This window comes from Microcoleus sp. F10-B2 (assembly GCF_036704965.1).
Classification (GTDB): Bacteria; Cyanobacteriota; Cyanobacteriia; order Cyanobacteriales; family Microcoleaceae; genus Microcoleus.
In genome coordinates, this window is sequence record NZ_JAUBTB010000051.1 from 1 (window position 1) to 24,035 (window position 24,035).

The window sequence follows — 24,035 nt, forward strand, 5'->3', positions numbered from 1 at the left end:
TTCGTGGGTTTGAGGTTTTTGTAGGCGCAAGCGGGCAGCGGGAATCGAACCCGCATAATTAGCTTGGAAGGCTAAAGGGCGATAATTCTGAACTGCTTGTCTGCAAACAGTTCTAGGGATTGCGCTATTGGGCTGTTAGAGAATTGTATTCATTCTGTATTCAAATGGGTATTATGGGGGTGTTGAGTTGACAGAAAATTATGGTCAATCTTCCACCTAGCAAAGCTAAAAAAGGTTCCGTAGTCGTTCAAACCAATCAGGGGCGACTACGCTTGCAGATGCCGAGACAGCTTTATGGGGGCAATCAAAAATTCCTGTACCTGAATCTGGCAGATACCCCGGAAAACTGGGAACTGGCAGAAGCTAAAGCACGGGTGATTGAATCTGATATCAAGTTTGAGCGGTTTGACCCCACGCTCAAGAAGTACAAGCCGCAGACTCACTTGACTGTTGTTGAAACTGTCAAGCCTAAGCCGGAACTGACGCTGACTAAGTTGTTTGCTAAATACTTGGAGTTTAAGAAGCCAGCACTCAAGGCCACAACTTTTAACTACTTGGTGACGGGAATTCAGAGCTATGTTGACCGCTGTCCTCACCAGCCCCTATCAGAGGACAGTGCTTTGCAGGTACGCGCTTGGTTGTTGGAGGATACGACTAACAGCATGACTAAGAGGATTTTGACTCACCTAAATGCAGCAGTAAAATGGGGGATTAAGTTCAAGATTGTGAAGGGGTTGACTGCTTCCCCGTTTGAAGGGATGGCGGCGGAATTGCCCAAGCACAATTGGGAAAGTGACCCTGAGCCTAATGCCTTTACGGCTCAAGAGAAAGAGTTGGTGTTAGAGGCTTTTAAGAACCACAGAGGGACGTGGAACGGGAGGGGAGAAACCGGGCAAAAGTTTTGTTTTTACTATCCTATGGTGCAATTCTGGCTGCTGACTGGATGCCGTCCCTCGGAAGCTGTGGGGTTGCGATGGAGCGACATCGCTCCTGACTTTTCTCACATTGTGTTCAACGGGAGTATACAGCACCCAAGCGGTAAGGAGACAAGGGTTGACGGCAGTAAAAACAATAAGCGGCGTAAATTTCCTTGCAATCAAGAACTGATTCAGTTGTTGAAAAGTATCAAGCCACAAAATCTGACTGATAAAGACAGACTGGTTTTTCCGTCACCTATTAAGGGCGGGGCGATTAACTACAACAATTTCACTAAGCAGGTATGGCATAAGTTGGTTGACCCGATTACTGAAAGCACCCGCCAACATCAACAGGATTGCAAGACAACTACGCCTTACTCTTGCCGGGATACTTTTATCAGCGAACAGGTTGGTAAGGGTGTACCGAGTGCGGTGGTTGCTAAATGGTGCGATACGTCGGAGAAAGTGATTAATGCTGTGTATTTAGACGGCAAGATTTTGGAGCATTTACGCCCGCTTTGATGCTGTTAATATGTTGATTCTACGGGCAACTTTTGGAACACAAAACTTTACAGCTACCTATTGACACGGTGGCTGTAAACCTGCACTCTAAAGGTAAGGAAGATTGATGCGCGACTGACAAGCGATTGGACCCGCTAGCCAAGTCACGACTTCCCCGACGATTAAAACACAACCGTTGGAGCTTAATAATTATGCCAATTTCGGCGCGGTTCCCTGATGGGCGATCGCAAGTCTTTACATTTCCCCGGCGCGAACTCTTGCAGAGCTTAGTATCGGTAGCTCTACCATTACTTGTTCCGCGCTCTCAACCAGTCGATTCTTTTTTCGGCGGTCGCCCCCTGCCACAATTCAAGATTGGCGATTTGGTCGCTGAGGATTGGATTAACGACAGTGACGACGAAGACGGCGAGGACGAACACCACACGGAATTTGGCGAAGTTTTGGGTGTCAGGTGGCTCCCTGAAGGACACTCATGTTATCCAGCTAATGTCTGGCTCTACTACATTTGCTGGACGCACAGCACCTGTCCGGGCTACAGCTATCCTTGTTACGGCGGCGAGCCGACTGAGGCTGAACGATTGAGGCTTGTTAGCCATGACTGAGCCTGCCATCAGCTACCGTCGCATTGACCGACTCAAGGCGATCGCCTTTGACCGTGGCTTCACCAACGAAGATGCCAAACAGTTCGGAAAACTCAGCAAAACTGCCACATGGGAAGCGCTGCTAGAACTCTACCTCGTTGACGGCGAAACGCTAGACAGCTTGCTAGACACACCGCTAGACAATGTAGACAGCATTAGTGTAGACACTGTAGACACCCTCGATTGGACTAACGACGGTTCGTACCCCGTGTGCTTTGCCCGCCAGACTTCCACCAGCTTTTTAGACTGGGTTGACCTCTCTCAACTCGTCGCACTCGTACTCGCGTCGGCGGGAGTGTTCGTGCTGGCTATGAGTTTGTGGCGACAAATCAACCCCCTGAATTTATTTCCCCCAGTCCGCGTAAACATTCAAATTGGGACAAAATTATGAGCTTACAACTGCGCCTGTTCGGTGGTAATTCCGATGCCGGAAAACTCACTGCCAGCAACGACGGCGGACACGCTATTGACAAATCAAAAGTTCTGGCAAGCACTGACGCAAGCGTTATCACACCGTTAAATCCCGGCAACTTTTCCAGCATCCGCAGCGTTCCAGTTGTGCCAGCACCGCGCTATTTCACTAAGGAAGAAGCGGACGCCGTGAAGGACTTGGCAAAGGAAAAAACAGACGGGGCAAAACAGTCTAAACGCGCATATGAAGCGCTGGCAAAAGTTGAAGAAGCCGATGCCAAAGTTCACCGCCACCACCGCAAATACGAAGGTGCTGTAGCCGATAACGAACTGAGTAAAAAGCGCTCAGACACTCGACTGGCTAAGCACTTGCACAGCTTGCGTCCCGGTTATGCGCGACTGGGTTTAGGGATTGATAAAGCTGAGAATGATGCTCGTACTCGCATTGACGAAATTAAAGCCAAGCTGACCGGAGGGACTAACTAAATGAAAGCGATGTATCTGGCAAACTACTTCGTTGCCGGATGCGTCGCTTTCTCCCTTTTGGGGTGGATAGCGAGCCTGCATCCGATGGCAACGAAAGCGGTTTTATTCTTGTTAGTAGCAATTGCAATTGCTTGGGGGCTGAGTTGGCTGCTTGACTACTCCCTGAGTAAATGGCTCAAGATTTCAGTCGCTGACTTGCAAGCACTTTTAATCGGCGGTTTAGCGATGCTGCTGATTGGTTTGGGGGTGTTTCTATGCAGCTAAAACTGTTTGTGTTGAGTGCGTCCTCTGTAGTGCTGTGGTTGACTCCACTAGCAGCGCTAGACAAAAAGCTAGACATTCACAAAGCACTGCAAGGGGTGAGTTTGTGCGCTGCGATTGCTTGTGCCGTTACCGCTGGCAACATCGCTCGTCAATTAGCTGACGAGGGAGAAATTGAGGCAATTAAAACCAGGGCAATCACTGCTGATGTGGTGGATGAAATCTCGACAAGCGTATACATTTCTCAGAAACAAAGACAGCAGGAAGCAGAACAAATTCTGGCAACAAACGAACGAACCGACGAACAAGAGGCAGAACTCGATTCGATAAGAGAATCATTAGAACTGCTACTGAATCAGACTTCTGGCGATTCGGGCGAACTGGCAGTAGTGAATTTATCCACCAAGCAGCGCGAACAAATCGAACTGATTCTCCAATGTCACGCCAAAGGCATCACCGGCAAAAATAAAATTCTCAAAGAAGTTTGGGGAGTCAGTGCAGGTAGTAGTCAAGCCTACCGGGACGCGAAGGCTGAATATGAATACTTGATGCCGTTTGTGAAGGGGGAAGGTGATGACTAGACAGCCAAACATCCCAACTACAGCAGCCTTGAGATTGACTGGTACTAAGTCAGAAATAGAGTTAGTATTGGCAGTTTTGCGAGGCAAGGATTTCTTCTGGAAAACTAACGGCAAGTTCTACCCGCAGCGGGGGGACGAGAATCAGTACGCTTACTACCTCAACGACTTGCAGTTACCTCAACTGGGTGCAGCAGTTCCGCCGTCAACACCGGGGGAGCCACAGCCTCGACCTTGGGATGCGGTTTTGGGAGGTCAGGGCGAAAATCATCAACGTTGAGGTTGAGTCCAAGCGCTTAGTAGGTGAGTAATGCGCGTCGGAGGAGCAAACTAGCTCCCCCCGACTGTATCACCTACTCATCAGGCGATCGTAAAACACCATTGACTCCCGCCAAACTCTACGAGCTTGCGTAGCTTGCCACACTCTATAATTTTTCTAAATTTTGATGACACAGCCATTAGGCGATCGTAAAACAGCACTGACACCTCGGAAACTTGTAAAGTTTCCGGTAGCAAACAACACGCTACCTTTTGCCAGTACAGTGACAAGACAGTTGCATAGCCGCTCAAACTCTACAAGTTTAAACTGTCATACCGAACGCTATCCATTTGCAAAGCTGGAATAAAGCGGTTGCATACCCCTCAAAACCCATAGAGTTTCTACTGCCCTAACGACCGCTATCCACGCGCTTATTCAAGAGTTTTAGCTCTTACCTGTCGCCATCCGTGCAAGCCTATATCGGCTGTAGGCTGCATACCAAGCAATCGCTATAATGAAACAACGCGAAGGCCTGAAATGGATACCACGTTCTATCTGCGGTTTGAGAAGGGGAGTAGGGTCGCGCTTATGGCAAGGATGGACAGAGATAACCGCTGATTGCTGACACGCTTCCTGCCTCCAATACTTTCACCTATTCTTAAGTAGTAATCGGGATAGGCGCCTAAAGCCAGTCGCCTACCTATCTCATCCAATGGCTTAAAATCTGTACACACAGCAAAAAACCGCTCTCTCTTTGTTTGGCGACGTAGTGAAGAACGGTTTTGCTGAATTCACCACAAGGTAAATACAATCATGTCTCACCATCATAACTCGACTAACGGGCAAACTTCAAGTACCCGCAATCTTATCCGTGTAACCAAAGATAATCCTTGCGCTCACTGCGGCAAACCTGACTGGTGCTACCTAATCGGCAACTTGTCAGTCTGCAATCGCGACCAGCCGCCCGCTGATGGGTGGGAGGCCACCTCGAAAGCAGACAAGGACGGCAAAATTTTCTATGCCCGCCCTCAAGAGAAAAAAGCAATCCGTCCCCGCCAGACTCGTTACTGGGAATACCCCGCCCGCGACGGTTCACCCTTGGTGCGTGTCGTGCGTTTTGATGACGGGAAAGGTGGCAAAAATGGTAAAGGTGAGGCTGACTGGCATCAAGAACATTGGGGCAAATGCAAAGCTTCCCGGCAGATTGGCTGGGTAGTAGGGACTAAAGATGTACCTCGCGAGAATATCCCTGTTTACCGCTACGCAGAGGTCAGAAAGGCGATCGCAAATAATGAACTTATTTTCATTGTTGAGGGGGAATCCTGCGCTGATACTTTGTGGAATTTAGGTTTGGCTGCTACCTGCAATATTGGCGGTTCTGAAAAGTGGCGAAGCTCTGACACAAGCGATTTAGAAGGTGCAAAGGTTGTTATCGTTCCCGATCGCGATGAACCGGGAATCAAACACGCTGAGGTATTGGCTCAGGAATTCCCTGATGCCCTCTGGCTTTATCCATACCCAAACTCTAAAGCTTGGGGAAACTTGCCCAAGAGTAAAGGGCTAGACATTGCCGACTGGATTGAGCAACACCAGATAACGGCAGAGGATATCCAAGCGGCGATCGGAGAGAAGAAAGTCTTTGAAGCTCCCCGGCAGGCGCAAAAAGCTGTAAGTCATCCAAAATTTGAAGCTCGCGAACTTTCAGAGCTAAAAACCGAAGTCCATCAACTGCTGGAGAAAAATCTCAAACGTTCCGACCTGACTATCGCGATCGGAACCCTGTCACAGAAATACGGGAGGCAGCCACAAGAAATTCGCTCGCTCTACCTTGAACTAGAGGAAGAGTTAGAGCAAGAGGCTCAGAAGGAAGACACCAGGATTGGAGTCGAACAGTTACTCGCTTCAAAAGCAGCGAGCGTTAAGCTTTCCGAGATTTTCCCAGAATCTTTGGCCGCTCCGATCGAGGTAGTGGCAAAGCGGATGAATCTTAAGCCTGAGTGCTATGCGCTAGCACTGATTTGTGGAAGCTCAAGATTCCTGAAAAATGGCAGCAGCACCATGCTGGTAGAGGAATGGAATCGATACCGCTGTCGCACTTTCGGCTACTTCGGGGCGCTGATTGCTGAGAGTTCTCAAATGAAAACCCCAGTATTGAACGCTATGATTTCAGACCCGCTAGCGGCTATGCGGGCAAAGTGTCAAGAGAGGTTTGATGCCGAGAAGAAAGCCCACGCAGAAGAACTCGACAGTTGGAAAAATAGCAACGACAAAGACAAGGGCCCCATGCCTGAGCCACCTGTAGAAAAAATTGTCTACATAACAAAGGCAACGTGGGAGGGGATAGCTGGCATGGTCGGTCGGAATCCCATTCAAGGAATACTTTGGCTCTGCGACGAACTTGCAGGATTTTTCAATTCTGCAGGTCAGTACAAAGGGGGCAGAGGAAGCGACAAAGAGGACTTGCTTGAAGCTTGGAGCGGGAACGGTGCAGTAATAGCTCGCGCTGCTGGCACTACGGTCAATGTGGGGGCGGTGTCGCTATCTATCTACGGAAATATCCAGCCCAAGGTTTTGGAGCCATTCCTTGGGGATGGTACTGACAGTAACGGAACCTTCGCTCGGTTCGACTTTGTGCAGCAGCCCCCGGCACTAACTCAGATAACCCTAGGCTTGCCTTCAATAGACATAAATCCCATGCTGCAAGCGCTCTACGAAAGGATGGATGCTAACCCGGTGATGACGTTCGACTTGGAAGAGGACGCTAAAAAGTTATTCGTTGACTATTACAACCACTGCCAGCGATTGAAGTACGAACATCCCAAACAAGGAATGCGGGCAATGCTTGGCAAGGCTGCTGAGAAGGTTGGCCGCGTCGCTACGATACTGCACTGCATCCATGCCGCTCACTTGGGTATTGAGGTGGCTCGCAAAATTCCTATTCAGCAAATAGCGGCTGCTATTAAGTGGGTGGAATATACAACGCAGCAAGCTTTGAGCATCAATCTAGAAGTTTGCAGTCCTAATGCTCTTGAAAGCAATTTAGCGAGAATCATTTCCTTGGCTGAACGTAAGGGTGGAACAGTTACGGGTCGTGACGTGTTACTCAGCTTCGATTCTAAGTACCGCCCCACGTCGCAAAAAATTCGAGAATGGTTTGGAGAGCTGGAGGCGATGAAGTATGGAGAGGTTACACAAAAAGGAAGCAGTATTCGATTTTCTTTGACTTCAACCTCCACATCCTCCACAGTAGCTCATAACCTATACACAGCAAGCGTCACAAGTGTGGATAACACACTCCACACTGTATCCACACCATCCACACTTATGGAGGAAAAACACGAAATTATAGGCAGAAGTGTGGAGGAATGTGGAGGTACTGTGGAGGTCAACCTCCACACCTTTGAAACTATATCAGGCAAGGATTCAAGCTTTAGTGTGGATGATGTGGAGGTTTTTACACCTTCTTCTGAAACCTCTCAACCCTCAATGATGAGCCGTACTACAGAAGCCCCTAAATCTACAGCAACCTCTGCCAAGAAACCTAGGACTTTTGAGATAGGCGATCGGGTCGTGGTCAAGGATGTTGGCGGCATCTATCAAGGTGCACGAGGTGAGGTTGTGGACAGTATCTACAGCAGCCGTGGTAGCACTAGCTACCTGGTCAGGTTCGATAAGCCCGTCAAAAACCTTCGGCAATCGGAGTTTGAAGCTTCTGACCTGATGAAGCTTTAAGCCTTCGGTTCGAGGGGTTTTGGGAGGATTGAAAATAGGTTTCTGCAACCCTTGACAGTTGCCTAAAAGTTGCTTAAAGTAGTTGCATAAGCAGGTAAGCAACTTTTATACAACCTTATGACAATCCCATCGGTAGTCCAGGGCTTGATAGAGACAGAGGACGGCAAGGTATTTGAGCTAGACTCCCCCAAGGGTTCCGCATGGTTGGAATCGATCGGCTCTTTCAGGTTTGAGCCAAGCGGGGACAGCAAACCCTACACAGTCCGCAAAGAATCAGGTATTTATTGGTACGGTTGCAGAAAAGTTGCCGGCAAAGTACGCAAAAAATACATCGGTAAAAGCTCAGAGGTAAGCATTGCAAAGCTTGAGGAGATTGCAGAAGCTTTAGAGACTCCCCCAGTACCACGGCTTGACAAGGTTGCAGAAGTTGCAGAAAAAGTTGTACAAGTTGCAGAAGTTGCAGAAAAAGTTGTACAAGTTGCAGAAGTTGCAGAAAAAGTTGTACAAGTTGCAGAAGTTGCAGAAACCTCTACCGATAGGCTAACAGCATTAGAATTGCAGGTAGCTAATTTACAGAAAGCGCTTGAAGCCTTACGGGAGACACTGCCGGGAAAGTTAGAGTCGGGTGATTCTTTAGAGTTGCCCAAGGTTGATAATGAGGTTGTAGAACGGTTGCAGAATGAGTTAGGCAACCTACAGGCAGAGAATCGACAATTAAAGCAAGATGTTGATGACTTGATGAAAAGCCACCAAGTGGCTAGAGAAGCCAGCGACAACTCGATCGCGATTCTCAAAGACAACTGCCGACACGCAGAAGAAAAACGAGATGAAGCCCGCGCCAACTATGCCACGCTACTAGAATCCAGCACCGCAGTTACCAATAAGCTAAGAGGGGAAGTGCAGGAATTGCGATCGCAACTTGAGACAGAGCGCGCCGATCGGGAAGAAATCGAGATACAACTCTCCGACCTGAGACAAAAATCAGTCACTGCCAGCGAGTTGCCAGAAGCGGCCGACTTGCTCAATCAGTTAAAAGGGCGGCGTAAAAAGTCGAGGACTGACTTGGCTGATATCGACGCTATTCTGTGGCTTCTAGCGGAAGAGTACGGCTCAAACCCAGTTTAGGTATGGATTGTATTCATTCTGTATTCAAACGAGGCAAATTGTCTCCAATTTGTATTCAATTTCTAGTCAACTTGAGCCATCACAAACCGAAAAAATCAGCAATAAAAAACCTCAAACCGTTGATTTTTCGTGGGTTTGAGGTTTTTGTAGGCGCAAGCGGGCAGCGGGAATCGAACCCGCATAATTAGCTTGGAAGGCTAAAGTTTTACCACTAAACTATGCCCGCGCACAGAAACTAAATATACCACAAGTCTCTGGGGATTGCAATAGGCCTGTGCAAAATTTTTGAATACCTCCCTCACACTGGCTGAATCGGGACTTGCAGCCCGATCGCCCCCTCGCCCCAAAAATCCCCGTCTCCCATGCTGCGTAAGACTTTACGGGTGGAAATAATCGTAAATTTGCTGTGCCAAACGCGGGCCAATCCCAGAAACTTCTGCCAACTGTTCGGGAGTCGCTAAACGCAGGTAGTCGATCGACCGAAAATGTGCCAACAATTGTTTTTGTCGGTGGTGTCCCAATCCGGGAATTTCATCAAGGCGCGATCGCTTCATTCTCTCGCTTCTTCGATCCCGGTGAAAACTCACAGCAAATCTGTGCGCCTCATCCCGCACCCGGCGCAATAATTGTACCCCAGGCTGCTCAGAATTAGTTTGCAGCGGCAAAGATTCCCCCGGCAAAAATATCTCCTCTCGCTGCTTTGCCAAACTGACAACGCGCAACTCTTCTAGCAAATTCATTTCCCGCAAAACAGCCACCACTGCTGACAGTTGACCTTTGCCGCCATCTATCATAATTAAGTCGGGTTTGTCGGAAATAGTATGAGAAACTGAGAATAAATTGCTGATTTCTGCCGGTTCTTCTAAATCGCTAAATCCATCTTCCATCTTGGCCGTTTCTTCTTCCTTCAATCCTCGGAATCGGCGACCGATAACTTCTGCTAAACTCGCAAAATCATCAGAATGACCCGATTTAATTTCAGGATTTTTAATTTTGTAATGGCGGTAGTGTTGATTGGCCGGCAAACCGTCAATAAATACGACTCGGGAAGCTACGGCGTCAGAACCTTGAATGTGAGAAATATCGTAACCTTCAATGCGGCGAGGAACTTCTGGTAAATCGAGAATTTCTGCTAAATCTTGCATTGCTTGAGAATTGCGATCGCTCAATCTTTGCATTCTCGCCAATTCATACTCAGCGTTGCGTTCCACCATCTCAATCAATTCTGCCTTAGTTTGCCGCTGCGGCGTCAAAATCGTAACTTTTCGCCCCTTACGGTTGCTCAACCAATCTGCTAATATTTCCCCTTCTGGCAATTCGTACTGCACTGAAATTTCGCTGGGAATTTCTACAGATTCGACATTTTGATAATGTTCTTCCAACACTCGCTGCAAAATCGCTCCGGCCTCTACCCCCCCTCGTTCCCCCCCTTGCCAAGGGGGAGAGGAAAGAGAAAGTTGAGATAACTCTTCCCCCCCCGATTGTAGGGGCGGTGCCCCCGTGCCCGCCCTGGGTTGGGAGGGTATTTCCGCCATAAATCCCAACCTTCCGACCAATTGACCGGCCCGAATTTGAAACAATTGAACGCAAGCGTGCTGGGTGTCGGCCGCAAGTGCGATCGCATCTCTAGAAACCGTATCGTCGGGCAAAGAAACTTTTTGACCCGCACTCAAAGACTGCAAACCCTTAATTTGATCGCGAATGCGCGCCGCCGTTTCAAAGTTTAAATCTTCGGCTGCCTCTTCCATTTGGGGTTCTAAAATATCGAGCAATTCCTGAGTCCTTCCCTGGAAAATCATCGCTACTTTTTGGATGATTTTTCGGTATTCCTCCGGCGAAGTTAACCCTTGACAAACGCCAACGCAGCGCCCGATGTCGTAGTTCAAACAAGGACGGTCTTTAAATAGCGGTTGAGGGCGCTGCCGCAGGGGGAAAATTCGCTTAATTAAATGTAGCGTACTCCGCAGCGCCCCTGTATCGACGTAGGGGCCGTAATAGCGGTCTTTTGCACTACCTGCGCGGCGTTTGCGGGTGATAAAAATGCGCGGGTATTCCTCCGACCAAGTTATGCACAAATAAGGATATTTTTTGTCATCTTTGAGGAGGACATTAAAGTAAGGTTGGTGCTGTTTTACGAGGTTTGCTTCTAAGGCTAAAGCTTCTGCTTCTGTGTCGGTGGCGATGAATTCAATTTCGCGCACTTGCTGCACCATCATCGCGATGCGGGGACTGAGATTTTGGCTTTCGCGGAAGTAGGAACGGACGCGGTTTCGGAGTTTTTTGGATTTGCCGATGTAAAGGATGCGATCGCTCTCGTCTCGCATTAAATATACACCAGGAACCGCCGGAATTTCTTTGAGGCGACTTTCTAGGCGTTCCGAGTCTTTAACTAACGGCAGAGTTTTTGTGGATGGCATTGCAAGCTATCTCAGCAAAATAGAGACTGATTGTACACTCTTTTATTTTACCTTAATTGTGCTGATTTTGACGGCTTCTACCGTGGTAAAACCCACCGATTAAACTGGAAAATCAGTTACAATATCTGAGATAAAAACTTGCGGGTGCGTTCTTCCTTCGGATTCTGAAAAAATTCTTCTGGCTTCGCTTCTTCAACTAAAACACCGCCATCCATCAACACAATGCGATCGGCAACTTCGCGCGCAAACCCGACTTCGTGAGTCACCACCACCATTGTAATTCCAGTTTGAGCCAAATTTCGCATTACATCTAAAACTTCCCGCACCATCTCCGGGTCTAATGCTGATGTCGGTTCATCAAACAGCATAATTTTAGGCTGCATGGCTAGAGAACGTGCAATAGCGACCCGCTGCTGCTGTCCTCCAGACAACTGTCCGGGATATTTTTTTGCTTGTTCCAAAATCCCCACTCTTTCTAACAGTTGCATTGCCACTTCTTCGGCTTTTTTCTTGGGCCATCGGCGCACCCATACTGGCGCTAGCATGACGTTTTGCAAGACTGATAAGTGGGGAAACAGGTTGAATTGCTGAAACACCATTCCTACTTCGCGGCGAATTGTCTCGATGTTGCGTAAGTCGTGGGAAAGTTCGATTCCGTCGATCGTAATTTTACCTTGTTGGTATTCTTCTAAGGCGTTGAATGTGCGAATAAACGTCGATTTCCCTGAACCGGATGGCCCCATCACGACAACGACTTCACCTCGGTTTACGGTCATGCTAACGCCGCGCAGTACGTGAAATTGTCCGTACCATTTGTGGACTTTTTCTGCTACGATTACTTGTTCTGGGGCTGTTAGTTGAGTTTCCATAATAATTTTTTATTTTTTAACCGCTGATGAACGCTGATGAACGCTGATGAAAGTAGATGAGTTTTTAGCGGTGGCCGACTCCTAAAGTTCGCTCTATTTTGCGGCTGGCTAATGACATTGAGTAGCAAAATATCCAATAAATGATGCCGACGAATATGTAAACTTCGGCGTACCTGCCAATATAGGATGGATTTGCTAAAACTGCGCGGGATATGCCTACTAATTCTAACATTCCGAATAGAGATAGCAGGGATGTATCCATGAATAATCCGATGAATTGACCGCCGATCGCCGGAATGACTGTTCGCAGTGCTTGAGGCAGTACAATGAGAATTGTCAGCAGGGGTGTATTGAGTCCGATCGACCTCGCTGCTTCTATTTGTCCCCTGGGTACGGCTTGCAAGCCACCGCGCACGTTTTCTGCCAAGTATGCCGCACTAAATAACGTTAAGCCAGCAATCGCTCTAATTACTCTATCCAATTTCGGATATTCGGGCGGCAAGAATAGTTGCAGCATCACTTGACCTAAAAATAAAATGCCAATTAATGGTAAACCGCGAATAATTTCAATATATAATGTTGATAACAGTCTTACAACTGGCAAAGAACTTTGTCTTCCGAGTGCTAGCAATACTCCTAAAGGAAAGGAAAGCACAATACTAATAACTGCTAAAAACAGCGTTAATACTAAACCGCCCCAATCATTTGTTGACACTTCTGTCAAACCTAACCCGCCTTTAATTAACCACAAAACTATTGGGAAGGAAAGAACCCAGATTGCAGGCATCCAACTCATTATTTTAGGGTTAATTTGTATCCCCGCCCAATAGCTAGCAGCCGCTACAATAATATTTGCTAGCAGGTAAAAACGAGATGTTAAGTCGATCGGCGAAATGACCGCACCCACAACCGCAGCACCGAGTATAATTAGTAAAGGCGGATTCCAAAGACGTTCTTGCCGCTGAATGTTTCCCCAAGTTAACCCTCCCAACAAGGCAATTATTGCCGTTACTATCCACAGTCGCCAGTAGGATTCCCGGGGAAATCTGCCGGCGAAAAAAAGTGGCAAGTTAGCTTCTAATACGCGCCATTGAGCTTTTGTTGTTGCCCAAACGATAATTCCTTTAATAGTTTGGAAAGCGATAATTAGGCAAACTACCGTCAAAATGCTGTTGTACCAGGTACTAAATAAATTTTTGCGCGCCCAATTCCAAGGGGTAGGCGATTCGGTGGCTGGGGGCGGTAATACAGGGATAGTTTCCATATTTTAGATTTTAGATTGCTTGCTGAATTGCACTTGCTAAAATTCCTAATATTTTATTGACATCTATTAGGTAATATTCGGTCAAGTCAATTTCAATGACTTGTTCTTTGAGTCTTAAAAATCTCCAGGTTTGACCGCTAGTAACAGCCCCATAAATTATTGTGGCATTTTTGTTGCCTTCGCATTCATTAAATATTCTAGCTGCCAACATTTCTGCGATGCATGGCCCCAAGCCTGCATTAATATCTTCGTTTTGTGCTTCTACGATCGCAACTACTGGTGCGGTAAGAATTAATAAGTGTGAAGAACGACTAATCAAAAAATCGCAATTTCCATTTAATCCTTTTTCGGCATCAACTGTAAAATCTATTCCACAAAAAAGACCAATTTGATGGTTGAACAGTTTTCTAAGTTCTATTAAAATCGGTGCGGTAATCATGGACGATCGAGATTTGTCCGTATTGCTGCTTAAGGCTATGGGTACGTTCTCTTTTAGAACTTCTACAAGTAAGGAACTTGGTTCTAATTCGGGCACAGTAGCGAACAGATCGATTCGATAGCCAATCGTCAAACAGAAATTTTTTGTTACTGTTTTTAAGTTAAAATTTTTGTAAGTCATTTCAACTTTAGTTCGAGATATTATAACTTAACTTCTGACCTCGCTATCAACAGTCAACTGTTGTTTACCTCTCCTTGATTTGTACGGTTTTATTGTACCAATTCATGAACAGAGAAACTATCAAACTAATTGTTAGGTATGTTACCATGATAATTAACATTGCTTCGATCGCGCGACCGGTCTGATTCAACGTCGGAGATCCCACCACAAAATAAACGTCGGGATAAGCAACCGCAACCGCTAAACTCGAATTCTTAGCTAAATTCAGATACTGACTGGTTAAAGGCGGCACAATCACCCGCAAAGCTTGCGGTAAAATTACCATCCGCATCATGGTTCCAGACTTTAGCCCTAAAGACTTTCCCGCTTCCCACTGGCCTCTAGAGACTGACTGAATTCCGGCGCGGACAATTTCTGCAATGTAACTGCCAGTATACAAGCTGAGTCCTGTCACCAGGGCTGCGAATTCAGGAGTTAATTTTAATCCTCCTGCGAGTTGCAATTCTGGTGTCAGGCGGGGGAAATCTAGCCGAAAAGGCAGATTTTTGGTAATAATCCAAGCTAAGATTGCACTTAGCCCGATCGCACCTACAGCCCAAAACAACTGTCTTCCCGGCTTAGCTTCTTCCAACATCACCCGCGCCCGCCACATCCACAGCCCCGCCGCCGCCAAAACTCCGACAGTTAGCAAAATCACCCAAATCTCAAAACCCGGCAAAGCCACTGGCCAAGGTACAGCAATGCCGCGATTTGTCAAGTAAATCGGCCCCCTCATCTGCTGATTGTCTTCCAGTTTTGGCAGGGAAATGAAAACTGCAAAATACCAGAAAAATAATTGCAGCAATAACGGCGTATTTCGCAAAATTTCCACATACAAACCAGCCAAACTCCGCAGCAGCAAATTGTCGGAAAGGCGCGCAATTCCTACGGTCAAACCCGCAACAGTTGCGAAAATAATGCCGATACCCATCACGCGCAGCGAGTTGATTAAACCGACAAAATAAGCTTGTCTGTAACTGTTTTCTGGACTGTAGGGAATCACGCTTTCGCCGATATCAAAGGATGCTTGAGAATTGAGAAAATCAAATCCAAATGCAATCCCCAGTTGCGAGTAATTGGCACTGAGATTGTCCCAAAGAATGGCGATAACAACTATTACTAAAATTAGGGCGATCGCCTGTCCGGCAATTTTCCAGAAGCGATCGTCCCGCAGCAGTTTTGATATATCTTTAAAATTGGGCAATTTCTGCGATTTGCCCGGTTGAGGTTCGGGATTCATAACTATTTAATGTAGATCGAACTATACCGGGACTTAGGCACTAATACCAAAGAAACCGGGTTTTTTAATCGGTAAAGGGCTAAACGTGTATTTGCGTAAAAAACCCGGTTTCTCAGATTGCGTGTAAGTCCTGATGAAATTAGCGGAACGGCGGCGAATAAAGCAAACCGCCATCTTTCCAGAGTCGGTTTTGACCCCGTTCTAACTTGAGTGTACTTTTGGGGCCGAGGTTGCGATCGTACATTTCCCCGTAATTCCCCACTTTCTTAACAACGCGGACTGCGTAGTCGTTCGGGAGTCCCAAACCTTTACCTAAATCTCCTTCTGTTCCTAGCAAACGTTTCACATTCGGGTCTGTAGTGCTTGCCACTATTTTGTCTACATTTCCCGAATTAATTCCCAAATCCTCAGCTTCAATCGCCGCGAAAATAATCCATTTCACCGCGTCCGACCATTTAGGATCGCCGCTTTTCACCGCTGGGGCTAACGGTTCTTTTGACATCACGATCGGCAAAACAACATTATTCTCGGAATTCGGCAGAGTTGTGCGCTTCGAGACTAGCTGCGATCGATCGGCAGTAATACCTTGACAGCGACCTTCTTGATAGGTAGCAAAGGTAGTATTCACATCTTCAAACACCACAGGAGTGTATTTAATTCCTAATTTTCGCATCTGGTCGGACAAATTTTGTTCGGTGCTCGTACCTGTCTGCACGCAGATAGATTTGCCCGCAAAATCTTTTAAACTTTTGATGCCGCTGTCTTTTTTGACCATGATGCTTTGAGAGTCATAAAAGATCACCGGGGCAAATTCCAGTCCGGTAGTGCTGTCGCGACTCGCGGTGTAGGTGGTATTTCGGCTGAGAATGTCGATTTCTCCGGCCTGCAAAACTGTAAATCTATCTTTAGCGTTGAGCTTTCGGTACTCGACTTTTTCGGGATCGTCAAATATTGCCGCCGCGACAGCCCTGCACACATCCACATCCAATCCCGAATATTTGCCTTTTTCGTCTACAAAGCTAAAACCCGGCAGTTCGCCGCTGACGCCGCAAATCAGTTTGCCGCGGCTGACAATTGTATCTATCCGGCTGGAACCTTGTTGCGAGTTGCCACCTGCGGCAGTTGTTGCTGTTGTTTGTCCGGTTTGTGCCGATCGATCCCTACAAGACGCCAAAGGTGCCAAAAATAACACACTTGCTAGTAGCAGAAATCCCCATTTACGCATAGATTTTAATAGAACGCTTTCCTGACAATCCTACCTTGTAGCTGTCAGAACTGTGGCGATCGGCAGCGCACAAAAGCTGGCGGCTTCAAATTAGCCATTCTGCATGGTGGCAACGGCCCCGACTACCCGCTTGTTTTTTTTTGAGCAAGCTGGGCGCGGAGAGCTAGAAATCCGGTTTCTGGCTGGAGGCCTCGTCGTCAAACCCAAGATTTATCTTTGAAACCGGGTTTCTTTTCTGTTATTTTTGCCCACCGCGAGCGATCTTCGCCCTTCCCTGGAATATTTATCCGATTTTGATTGAATGCGTTCACAGTAGCTCTGGTGCTAGCCGCTGCTCAGCTAAATCGCGGATTAGGGAAAGCCGAGACTGGATGTATTCGTCCAACAAATCTGCTTCTTTGCCATTCAGCGCAGAGTTGGTCTTTAACTGTTTCAGCAGCCACTGTACCAGGGTGGCATCGTCCAAATTAACTAACAGAGTGGCTTGGGTGGTCTCAATTAAAGACCAGAGTTGGCGTAACATGACTGGAGTCATAAAACCTCGTTGAGCGTAAATACGCACTAATGGGCGGGCCTAGCGAAAAGCTAGTCTTGGTGTTTTAAGCCGATCGACGAAAAGCACACTCATCTCGATCGGCTTAATGATTATTTTATATTTGACCACAATAACTTAATGTAGTAGTGTCATAAGCTACAACACACAAGATGTTATAAGAGTTCCCAATTCCGTCACATTGAGATAAATATCTTGATAAAAGATTAAAAATCTTTACACGCGAGCGATCGCGGGGACTGCCAAGAGCCGTCCGCGATCGGGCCCGATAGCCCGGTTCAAAAGATAATTGATTACTCAGTAGCCACCAACTTTTCAACCCCCGCCAGAATTATTTCTAATTCAGCGATGATTTTTGTAGCCCCATCCAAATCATTTGATTCGGCCAGACTTTGAAGCCGATCTGCCATCTCGGGCATTAACCGCACCGCCGCCGTAGCGCTGACACCTTTAATTTGATGAGCGTGGCGGGCCAGTGTCTCCATATCTCCCGAGGCGATCGCCTCCTTAGCAGCTTCTAAATAACTAGCACTATCCACCACAAAAGCTAGCAGTATTTCCCGCTCAAACTCTAAATCAGCGCCCGAAATTTCGTGCAAACGTGCCATATCGACTACCGATTCGATATCTGGCTCAGAATTTTGAAGTTCCTCGCCATTAAACTTGGGAGTTCCAATTTTTAGCTTGGCAGACCAATTTGCTAGTACCGATTTTAACTTTTCAATCGAAATAGGTTTGCTAATATAATCGTCCATGCCCGCCGCCAGACACTTTTCCCGATCGCCCTTCAAAGCATTCGCCGTCATCGCAATCACCACCGTCTTTTGATGCGGCTTCATCTTGCCAGCAGCATCTGCCGCTTCCCGGCGGCGCAATTCCAGCGTTGCTTCGTAACCGTCCAAAACCGGCATCTGACAGTCCATCAACACAATGTCATACTTTTTCTGAGCAAGCATAGATAGCGCCTCTGCGCCGTTATTCGCAACATCCGCCGCGCATCCCAAAACTCTGAGTTGATTCAGACCAACTTTTTGATTGATTGGAGTATCTTCAACTAACAAAATCTTTAAACTTGCTAACTCCTGGTTGTCAATAGCTGAGGCTCGATTGGAAGTTGAATTTGCCAGAGGCTCATCAATCAGCGTCCTCGGGGCGATCGCATTCGCCAAGCAATCAAATAGCCGGTGAGCTTTAACAGGTTTAGTTAAATAGCCGCTAAAACCGCTATCTACCAAGCGTTTTGCCTCTGCAACCTGAGTTATTGAAGTCAGCACCACCCACTTTGTCTGCTGCATTGCCGGTTCAGAAACCCTCAAGCGTTCGAGACTTCCCGCCACCATTTCCGGCAACTGAATATCAACCAAAACGATATCGTAAGGGGAATTAACGCTAACAGCTTTGTACAGAGATGCGATCGCCATCCAACCGTTCTCAACCTCCTCAACCTCCATTCCCCACAAAACAGCCATTCTCACTAGCACTTTTCGCACTGTCGGCTTGTCGCTGGCAACTAACATTTTTCGCCCCGCCAGCACCGTTTCAAAATTCACTTCGCACGCTGTCCCGACAGCAGTTAAATTTTCCGTAGCTGTCGGCACAGTAAACCAAAAAGTCGAGCCTTTGCCCGGGGTACTTTCCACACCGATTTGCCCCCCCATTAACTCCACCAACTCCTTAGAAATAGCCAGCCCCAAACCTGTGCCACCATATTTTCTTGTCGTAGAGGCATCAACTTGAGTAAAAGACTGAAACAGCTTTTTTTTGTCTTCGGGAGCAATCCCAATTCCTGTATCTGTAACTTTAAACAGCAGGAGCATCGAGTCATTGTTTTCTATTTTCAACGGTTCGATATTCTCTAAAATTTTCTGATTCTCGCTGGCTGCCAACAACCCAGGATTACTAGCATTAGCAACCTCAATTACCACTTCTCCTGCTTCTGTAAACTTAATAGCATTGTTGATCAAATTAGTGAGTATTTGCCGCAACCGCGCTGCATCACCTTTAATTTGCACCGGCACGTCGCTGTCAATCAGTGCCACCACTTCTATACCTTTTTCTTGTGCGGGAGTTGCCAACAAATCCAGCACTTCATTCACACAGATACTGAGATTAAATTCTAGTATTTCTAAGCGCATTTCTCCGGCTTCCAGTTTGGAGAGATCCAGAATATCGTTAATGATGGAGAGTAAATTTTGACCGCTGAGTTTCAGCGTCTGTACAAAGTCAAGCTGTTCGGGAGTAAGATTCGTTTTCAGCAGCAAATCAGTCATCCCCATCACTCCATTCATCGGAGTGCGGATTTCGTGACTCATATTTGCTAAAAATAGCGACTTCATTCGAGACGCTTCTAGGGCTGCTTCTCGGGCCTGCTGCGCTTGTTCAAAAAGAGTAGATTGCTGAATGGCGATCGCCAACTGCACGCTCAACCTTCCCAGCAAATCCATCTCAGAATCAGTCCAAACACGCGGAGCGCTACACTGATGGGCAATCAGCAATCCCCACAACCGATTTTGACTCGTTTCCAAACTCCTTCCCGGCGGGTTCATTTGAGTTTCCGGCGAATATTCTGCGGCCAACCCCTGACTTTCCTCGCCTATAAAAATTGGTACAACTAAATTAGCCCTTACCTGCAAACTAGCGAGTAAATGTCGGTGTTCCTCGCTCAAATTTGCCGTATAAATATCTGCCATTGCTTGAATTGTTTCTGCACTGTACAGCCATACATAACTTTCCCCAAAGGATGTTCTTTGAACTTTTCTACCCAGCAGTGGCATCCAATCATCCCCTACAGATTCCACAACAACAAGCGCTGTTTCCTCGGACTCAAAACGATAAATTACCGTGCGATCAGTTGCCAACAACTGCCGCACTTCTTGTACAGCAGTGCTCAGAGTTTGAGTCAGGTTGAGAGACTGCCGGACTCGCTGGGCGATCGCCGAAACCAGCCGTTCCCGTTCTGCTTGTTCCCGCAGCATTCTCTCAGCTTGCTTGCGTTCGGTGACATCGCGAATTACCGCAGCAAAGCACAGCGGTTCCGTGGTTTGAGGGTGCTTGACCAGAAAAGCATTCATCACAACATCAATGGGTTGTCCGGTTCCCAAGTGCTGCATTTGACCTTCGCCTTGCCACTGGCCATGACTGATGATTGTTGGTAAAATCTCTTGACTGAATTTCTGTTGAAAAGTTGGGCCGATATACTCCCAGATCTCGGCATAAAGCACTGCTGAAAGATTCTCTACACCCACCAGTTTTCGTCCGGCTTCGTTGACAAACAGCGTTTTGCCTTTTAGGGTAGCCATACCGATAAAATCGCTGCTGTTTTCAATCAGCGACACAAATTTTTGCCGTTCTTCTTCTCCTTTTTTGCGTTCGGTAATGTCGCGCTTGACGCAGACATGACAAATTATATCGCCGGCGTTGTTAATCATAGAATATGCGGCAACGTCGATCGCCAGCGTGCGACCTTGTTTAGTGCAGTTAGTAATTTCGCCCCGAAAACTTCCTGTTGTCGCTAAACTTTTGGCAATTGTCGAAAACCGCTCCCCCGCAACCAGCGGCGAAGCTTCTGCTTCTAATTCCGCGTCTGTGTATTCTAGAAGCGTTTGGTGAGCAAGATTTTGTTCGAGGAAGAACCCGTCAGCATCGATAATGACGATCGCATCGTTGGAGTTTAAAAATATTTCTCGGTAAAGTTTGAGTTTTTCCTCAGCTCGCTTGCGTTCGGTGATGTCTCTTTTGACGCTTACGTAACAAACTACATCCCCAGCATCATTGAGAACTGCAAAAGCCGAAAGCTCCACCTCAACTGTTCCCTCTTGCAAAGCCTTAAGACAGGTCATTTCGCCTCGGTAACTCCCAGTTTCTGCCAAGCTTTGCAGTACCGACGCAAATTCCTGTTCTCCCATCCCAGTCGCAGGGGTTTTTCCCCACAATTTCGACGAACTGTAGCCCAGCAAAGCTGTGTGAGCTTGATTTGTTTCTAAGTAATAGCCTTGGGGGTCTAAGATCGCGATCGCATCGTTGGATTTCAAAAATATTTGTTGATAAAGTTGCAGCTTCAATTCAGCTTGTTTCCGGGCGCTAATATCCGTGAACAAGCCGTAGTAAACTATCTTCCCCGATGCTTGCAATTCTGGCTGGGAAGCTCCTTGCACCCATTTAAGTTTTCCCGACGGAGTGACAATTCTTCCTTCCCACCGCCAAGGCTGCAAACTTTCAGCAGAAATCCTCACCGAGTTGAGAAAATCATCTCGATCTTCGGGATGAATCATGTCAACAATTACATTAACATCCTGCTGAGCAGCCTCTGGTTCTATTTCATACAATTCTCGGCAGCCGGCGCTCACAAACGAGAAGGCCATCGAGCCGTCTGGATGCAAGTCAATTTGATATACCGTACCCGGTACGCTAGCAGTAATTTTTTGCAGTTTGGCTTGGCTTTGATTTCTGGCTTCATCTGTGACCTGCAAAGGAGAAATCTCCCGAGAAAAACCCAAAACCGCAAATATATTGCCCTCGGCATCGCGCAGCGGCCGTTTTTGCGTGTCAAATACGTGCTGTTTGCCACCTTCAAAGGCGATCGCCTGGTAGGGATTGCGAACCATCTCCCCCGCCAGCACAGCTCGATCTTCCTCGCGGATGCCCCCAACCCCGCCGTTGCGATCGCCAAATACTAATTCGGCTGAAAACCCTAATTCAATATCATCTTTGCCGATAATTTCTTCAATATTTTTTCCCAAATATTCCGCAAAACTTTGATTTACAAAAATGTATCTAAAATTTCTATCTTTCGCAAAAACTCTGTCCGGTGCACCTTCCATTAAAGCCCGAAACAATAGTTCTTGAATCGCCGCATTACCAGCAAAATTATTTGGCGTTTTCCCTTTGACTGTGGTCGTTTTAGTTGCTAAGTTAATTAACGATTTGGCACAAATTTGAGCTACAGTATGAAGCAAACAAAGGTGTTCCAAATTAAAAGCATTTGTCTGCTCTGCACCAATGAAAAATACTCCCAACAATTCTTCGCTTTCCTCCGGGTTGGCTGGTGCCATCAAGACCGACTGAAATTGAGCAATTGGTGGCGGAGCGATGTTGTGCGCCCAGTCCCGATTACCGGCGAGCCATTCCGCGCGAGCAGCTTGCAAGCGCCTTTCAATTTCGGCTCTGACGCGAGCAGTTAAAGGCTGTAAGTGTTGCAGGTATATTCGATCGTCCCGTGGCGTCAAAATTGCGATCGCCGCGCCAGGAATCAGGCGATCGAGATGTGCCAAACACGCTGACCAAATTTCATCAGCGCCAGCGGCGAGTTGTACTTTCGCAGTAAGTTCGTTGAGAACTTGCAGTTCCAAGGTACGCTGGCGGACTTTTGCTTTGAGGCTGGCGGCTAGGATTTGCATAGTGCTCACCACACTGGTTTGCTTATATTATAATTATTGATTTTCAAACTTTTGTAAACAATGATTTGAAAATATCTGCGGCATATGCGGCCAAAAGACAACTTTTTGATATTGATATTACCTTCAACCGCTAAAAAAAAGGGCGCGATCGGGAGCAAAGAGACACTGCTCTATGCAAGCTTTCGCTCCCATTGCCCGACTTAACCTTACACCCAAAGACAGATGCAAGCTCCAGACTTTCGCGGTTAAATTCAAAAAAGTTTAGACCAAAGTTCAAACCCTCAAATTCATCTGTAGAGTCAATCGAAAATTGAAAATCAAAAATCGAGGGATGGTGAAACTACCCCATTAAAATCACGTTATCGATTACATGGATGACGCCGTTATCAGCTTCGATATCCGCAGCGACAACTGTAGCATTTTTCACCTCAAAACCGTCAGAACAATCAATTTTAATCGGCGAACCTTCCAAGGAAGTAACAAAACCGAGTTTTGCCAAATCAGCTTTCATAAACTTGCCGGAGACGACGTGAAACATCAAAATCCTAGTGAGTTGGGGAACGTTCTGCACTAGGGTTGTGATAGTTCCTGGCGGCAATTTCGCAAAAGCATCGTCAGTGGGTGCAAAGACAGTAAAAGGGCCCGGACTTTTGAGCGCGTCTACTAAATTAGCTACTTGCACGGCAGTTACGAGGGTTTGGAACGAACCCGCACCTACGGCAATATCAACAATATCAGGCATTGTGTTTTACCTCATCTGGGAAAAAAGTTCTATTAAGTATCGTAAACTGAGACGGGCAACAATACCTACTGTCTTTTTTGAAAAATTGGTAATTCTTTTGTAGTGAGGACTTCAATCCTCAGATTTTTGATGAGGACTGAAGTCCTCACTACAAACCTAATAATATAGGACTTACATATGGGGGCCCAGAAACCGGGTTGTTTACGAAAATACTTCGTTAAAACCCGCAGATTAGGTAAAAAACCCAGTTTCGAGGAGTCGGAGTGCGTAAGTCCTGTAATAGTTATTTTACCAGATATAATATTACTAACGCCTTGGCAATTTAACGGCGCGGGGGTTTACAATTGGTACATTACTGCTGGCGATTGTGATACCCCAATCCTCTGTTTCTAAATCTTCTACTTCAGCATTTAGGTTTTCTCCCTTGTGAATGCTAAAACTGCCGTACAAAATAGAAATTTCAAAAATGTCTGTATGAATCAAAGCTGCTTTCCGGTGAGCGTTTTCACCCAAATGAAGGCCAATCAAATCAGCTTCAGGATCTGTGACATCTTCAGGATGGAACACCTCCCAATTGATGTCTCGGCAGTCATGAAATACTATGCTATAAGGCAATCGATCGCCTGTCGGATCGTAAATACATTCAAATAAAATTTCATTCCCCCACAAAGACACATTGACATTTGTGATGAGGGATGTAAGTCCACCTAAATTAAGCAAGTTGTAGTCATCGGGCATA

Annotated in this window: 19 protein-coding genes and 1 tRNA gene; 9 read left to right on the plus strand and 11 right to left on the minus strand. The window is 46.8% G+C overall.

The genetic code is table 11. From position 1 onward, the window contains the following. The first annotated feature begins 200 nt into the window (after positions 1 to 200). The 9 genes from QUA99_RS19770 (at position 201) to QUA99_RS19810 (ending at position 8,932) form a co-directional block, all read left to right on the plus strand. Positions 201 to 1,439 (plus strand): tyrosine-type recombinase/integrase, encoded by a 1,239-nt coding sequence (locus QUA99_RS19770; RefSeq protein ID WP_333240092.1) that lies wholly within the window; start codon positions 201 to 203, stop codon positions 1,437 to 1,439. A gap of 191 nt (positions 1,440 to 1,630) precedes the next feature. Next, a complete protein-coding gene (locus tag QUA99_RS19775; protein WP_333240090.1) occupies positions 1,631 to 2,041 on the plus strand; it encodes a hypothetical protein in 411 nt (136 codons plus the stop codon). Next, entirely contained in the window at positions 2,034 to 2,471 is a 438-nt protein-coding gene (locus QUA99_RS19780; RefSeq protein WP_333240088.1) for a hypothetical protein, read from the plus strand. The genes QUA99_RS19775 and QUA99_RS19780 overlap by 8 nt, the downstream gene beginning before the upstream one ends. Further along, positions 2,468 to 2,977: a hypothetical protein gene (locus tag QUA99_RS19785; protein WP_333240086.1), complete on the plus strand. Its 510-nt coding sequence runs from the start codon at positions 2,468 to 2,470 to the stop codon at positions 2,975 to 2,977. Before QUA99_RS19780 ends, QUA99_RS19785 begins: the two co-directional genes overlap by 4 nt. Then, entirely contained in the window at positions 2,978 to 3,241 is a 264-nt protein-coding gene (locus tag QUA99_RS19790; RefSeq protein ID WP_333240084.1) for a hypothetical protein, read from the plus strand. It begins immediately after the preceding gene. Further along, the gene (locus QUA99_RS19795) at positions 3,232 to 3,819 is read left to right on the plus strand and encodes a hypothetical protein (protein WP_333240083.1); all 588 of its coding nucleotides are present in this window, start codon (positions 3,232 to 3,234) and stop codon (positions 3,817 to 3,819) included. Before QUA99_RS19790 ends, QUA99_RS19795 begins: the two co-directional genes overlap by 10 nt. Continuing rightward, positions 3,812 to 4,096 carry a hypothetical protein gene (locus QUA99_RS19800; RefSeq protein ID WP_333240081.1) on the plus strand — a complete coding sequence of 95 codons (285 nt, stop codon included), beginning with the start codon at positions 3,812 to 3,814 and terminating at the stop codon, positions 4,094 to 4,096. Before QUA99_RS19795 ends, QUA99_RS19800 begins: the two co-directional genes overlap by 8 nt. Before the next feature lie 792 nt (positions 4,097 to 4,888). Continuing rightward, a complete protein-coding gene (locus QUA99_RS19805) occupies positions 4,889 to 7,807 on the plus strand; it encodes a DUF3987 domain-containing protein (protein ID WP_333240079.1) in 2,919 nt (972 codons plus the stop codon). Positions 7,808 to 7,951: 144 nt separating this feature from the next. Continuing rightward, on the plus strand, positions 7,952 to 8,932 hold the full coding sequence (locus QUA99_RS19810; protein WP_333460399.1) for a hypothetical protein: 981 nt from the start codon (positions 7,952 to 7,954) through the stop codon (positions 8,930 to 8,932). A 155-nt stretch (positions 8,933 to 9,087) separates the two neighbouring features. On the opposite strand, the gene QUA99_RS19815 is transcribed toward QUA99_RS19810, so the two are convergent. From QUA99_RS19815 to QUA99_RS19865, 11 genes are all read right to left on the minus strand, one after another. After that, positions 9,088 to 9,158 (minus strand) — tRNA-Gly (locus QUA99_RS19815). A 151-nt stretch (positions 9,159 to 9,309) separates the two neighbouring features. Continuing rightward, the gene (gene uvrC / locus QUA99_RS19820) at positions 9,310 to 11,349 is read right to left on the minus strand and encodes an excinuclease ABC subunit UvrC (protein ID WP_333240074.1); all 2,040 of its coding nucleotides are present in this window, start codon (positions 11,347 to 11,349) and stop codon (positions 9,310 to 9,312) included. 116 nt (positions 11,350 to 11,465) lie between these two features. Beyond that, a complete protein-coding gene (locus QUA99_RS19825; RefSeq protein WP_333240072.1) occupies positions 11,466 to 12,218 on the minus strand; it encodes an amino acid ABC transporter ATP-binding protein in 753 nt (250 codons plus the stop codon). A 64-nt stretch (positions 12,219 to 12,282) separates the two neighbouring features. Beyond that, positions 12,283 to 13,482 (minus strand): amino acid ABC transporter permease, encoded by a 1,200-nt coding sequence (locus tag QUA99_RS19830; protein WP_333240071.1) that lies wholly within the window; start codon positions 13,480 to 13,482, stop codon positions 12,283 to 12,285. Between the two features lie 10 nt (positions 13,483 to 13,492). Continuing rightward, on the minus strand, positions 13,493 to 14,101 hold the full coding sequence (locus QUA99_RS19835; protein WP_333240069.1) for a hypothetical protein: 609 nt from the start codon (positions 14,099 to 14,101) through the stop codon (positions 13,493 to 13,495). Positions 14,102 to 14,165: 64 nt separating this feature from the next. Beyond that, on the minus strand, positions 14,166 to 15,380 hold the full coding sequence (locus QUA99_RS19840; protein ID WP_333240067.1) for an ABC transporter permease subunit: 1,215 nt from the start codon (positions 15,378 to 15,380) through the stop codon (positions 14,166 to 14,168). A gap of 139 nt (positions 15,381 to 15,519) precedes the next feature. Further along, on the minus strand, positions 15,520 to 16,605 hold the full coding sequence (locus QUA99_RS19845; protein WP_333240065.1) for an amino acid ABC transporter substrate-binding protein: 1,086 nt from the start codon (positions 16,603 to 16,605) through the stop codon (positions 15,520 to 15,522). Between the two features lie 307 nt (positions 16,606 to 16,912). Beyond that, complete coding sequence (locus tag QUA99_RS19850) at positions 16,913 to 17,140, minus strand: hypothetical protein (protein WP_015178453.1); 228 nt, start codon at positions 17,138 to 17,140, stop codon at positions 16,913 to 16,915. Positions 17,141 to 17,451: 311 nt separating this feature from the next. Beyond that, positions 17,452 to 22,554 (minus strand): PAS domain S-box protein, encoded by a 5,103-nt coding sequence (locus QUA99_RS19855; protein ID WP_333240063.1) that lies wholly within the window; start codon positions 22,552 to 22,554, stop codon positions 17,452 to 17,454. Between the two features lie 340 nt (positions 22,555 to 22,894). Further along, positions 22,895 to 23,296 (minus strand): fasciclin domain-containing protein, encoded by a 402-nt coding sequence (locus QUA99_RS19860; protein WP_006634220.1) that lies wholly within the window; start codon positions 23,294 to 23,296, stop codon positions 22,895 to 22,897. 306 nt (positions 23,297 to 23,602) lie between these two features. Then, positions 23,603 to 24,034 (minus strand): hypothetical protein, encoded by a 432-nt coding sequence (locus QUA99_RS19865; protein ID WP_333240061.1) that lies wholly within the window; start codon positions 24,032 to 24,034, stop codon positions 23,603 to 23,605. Position 24,035 lies beyond the last annotated feature (1 nt).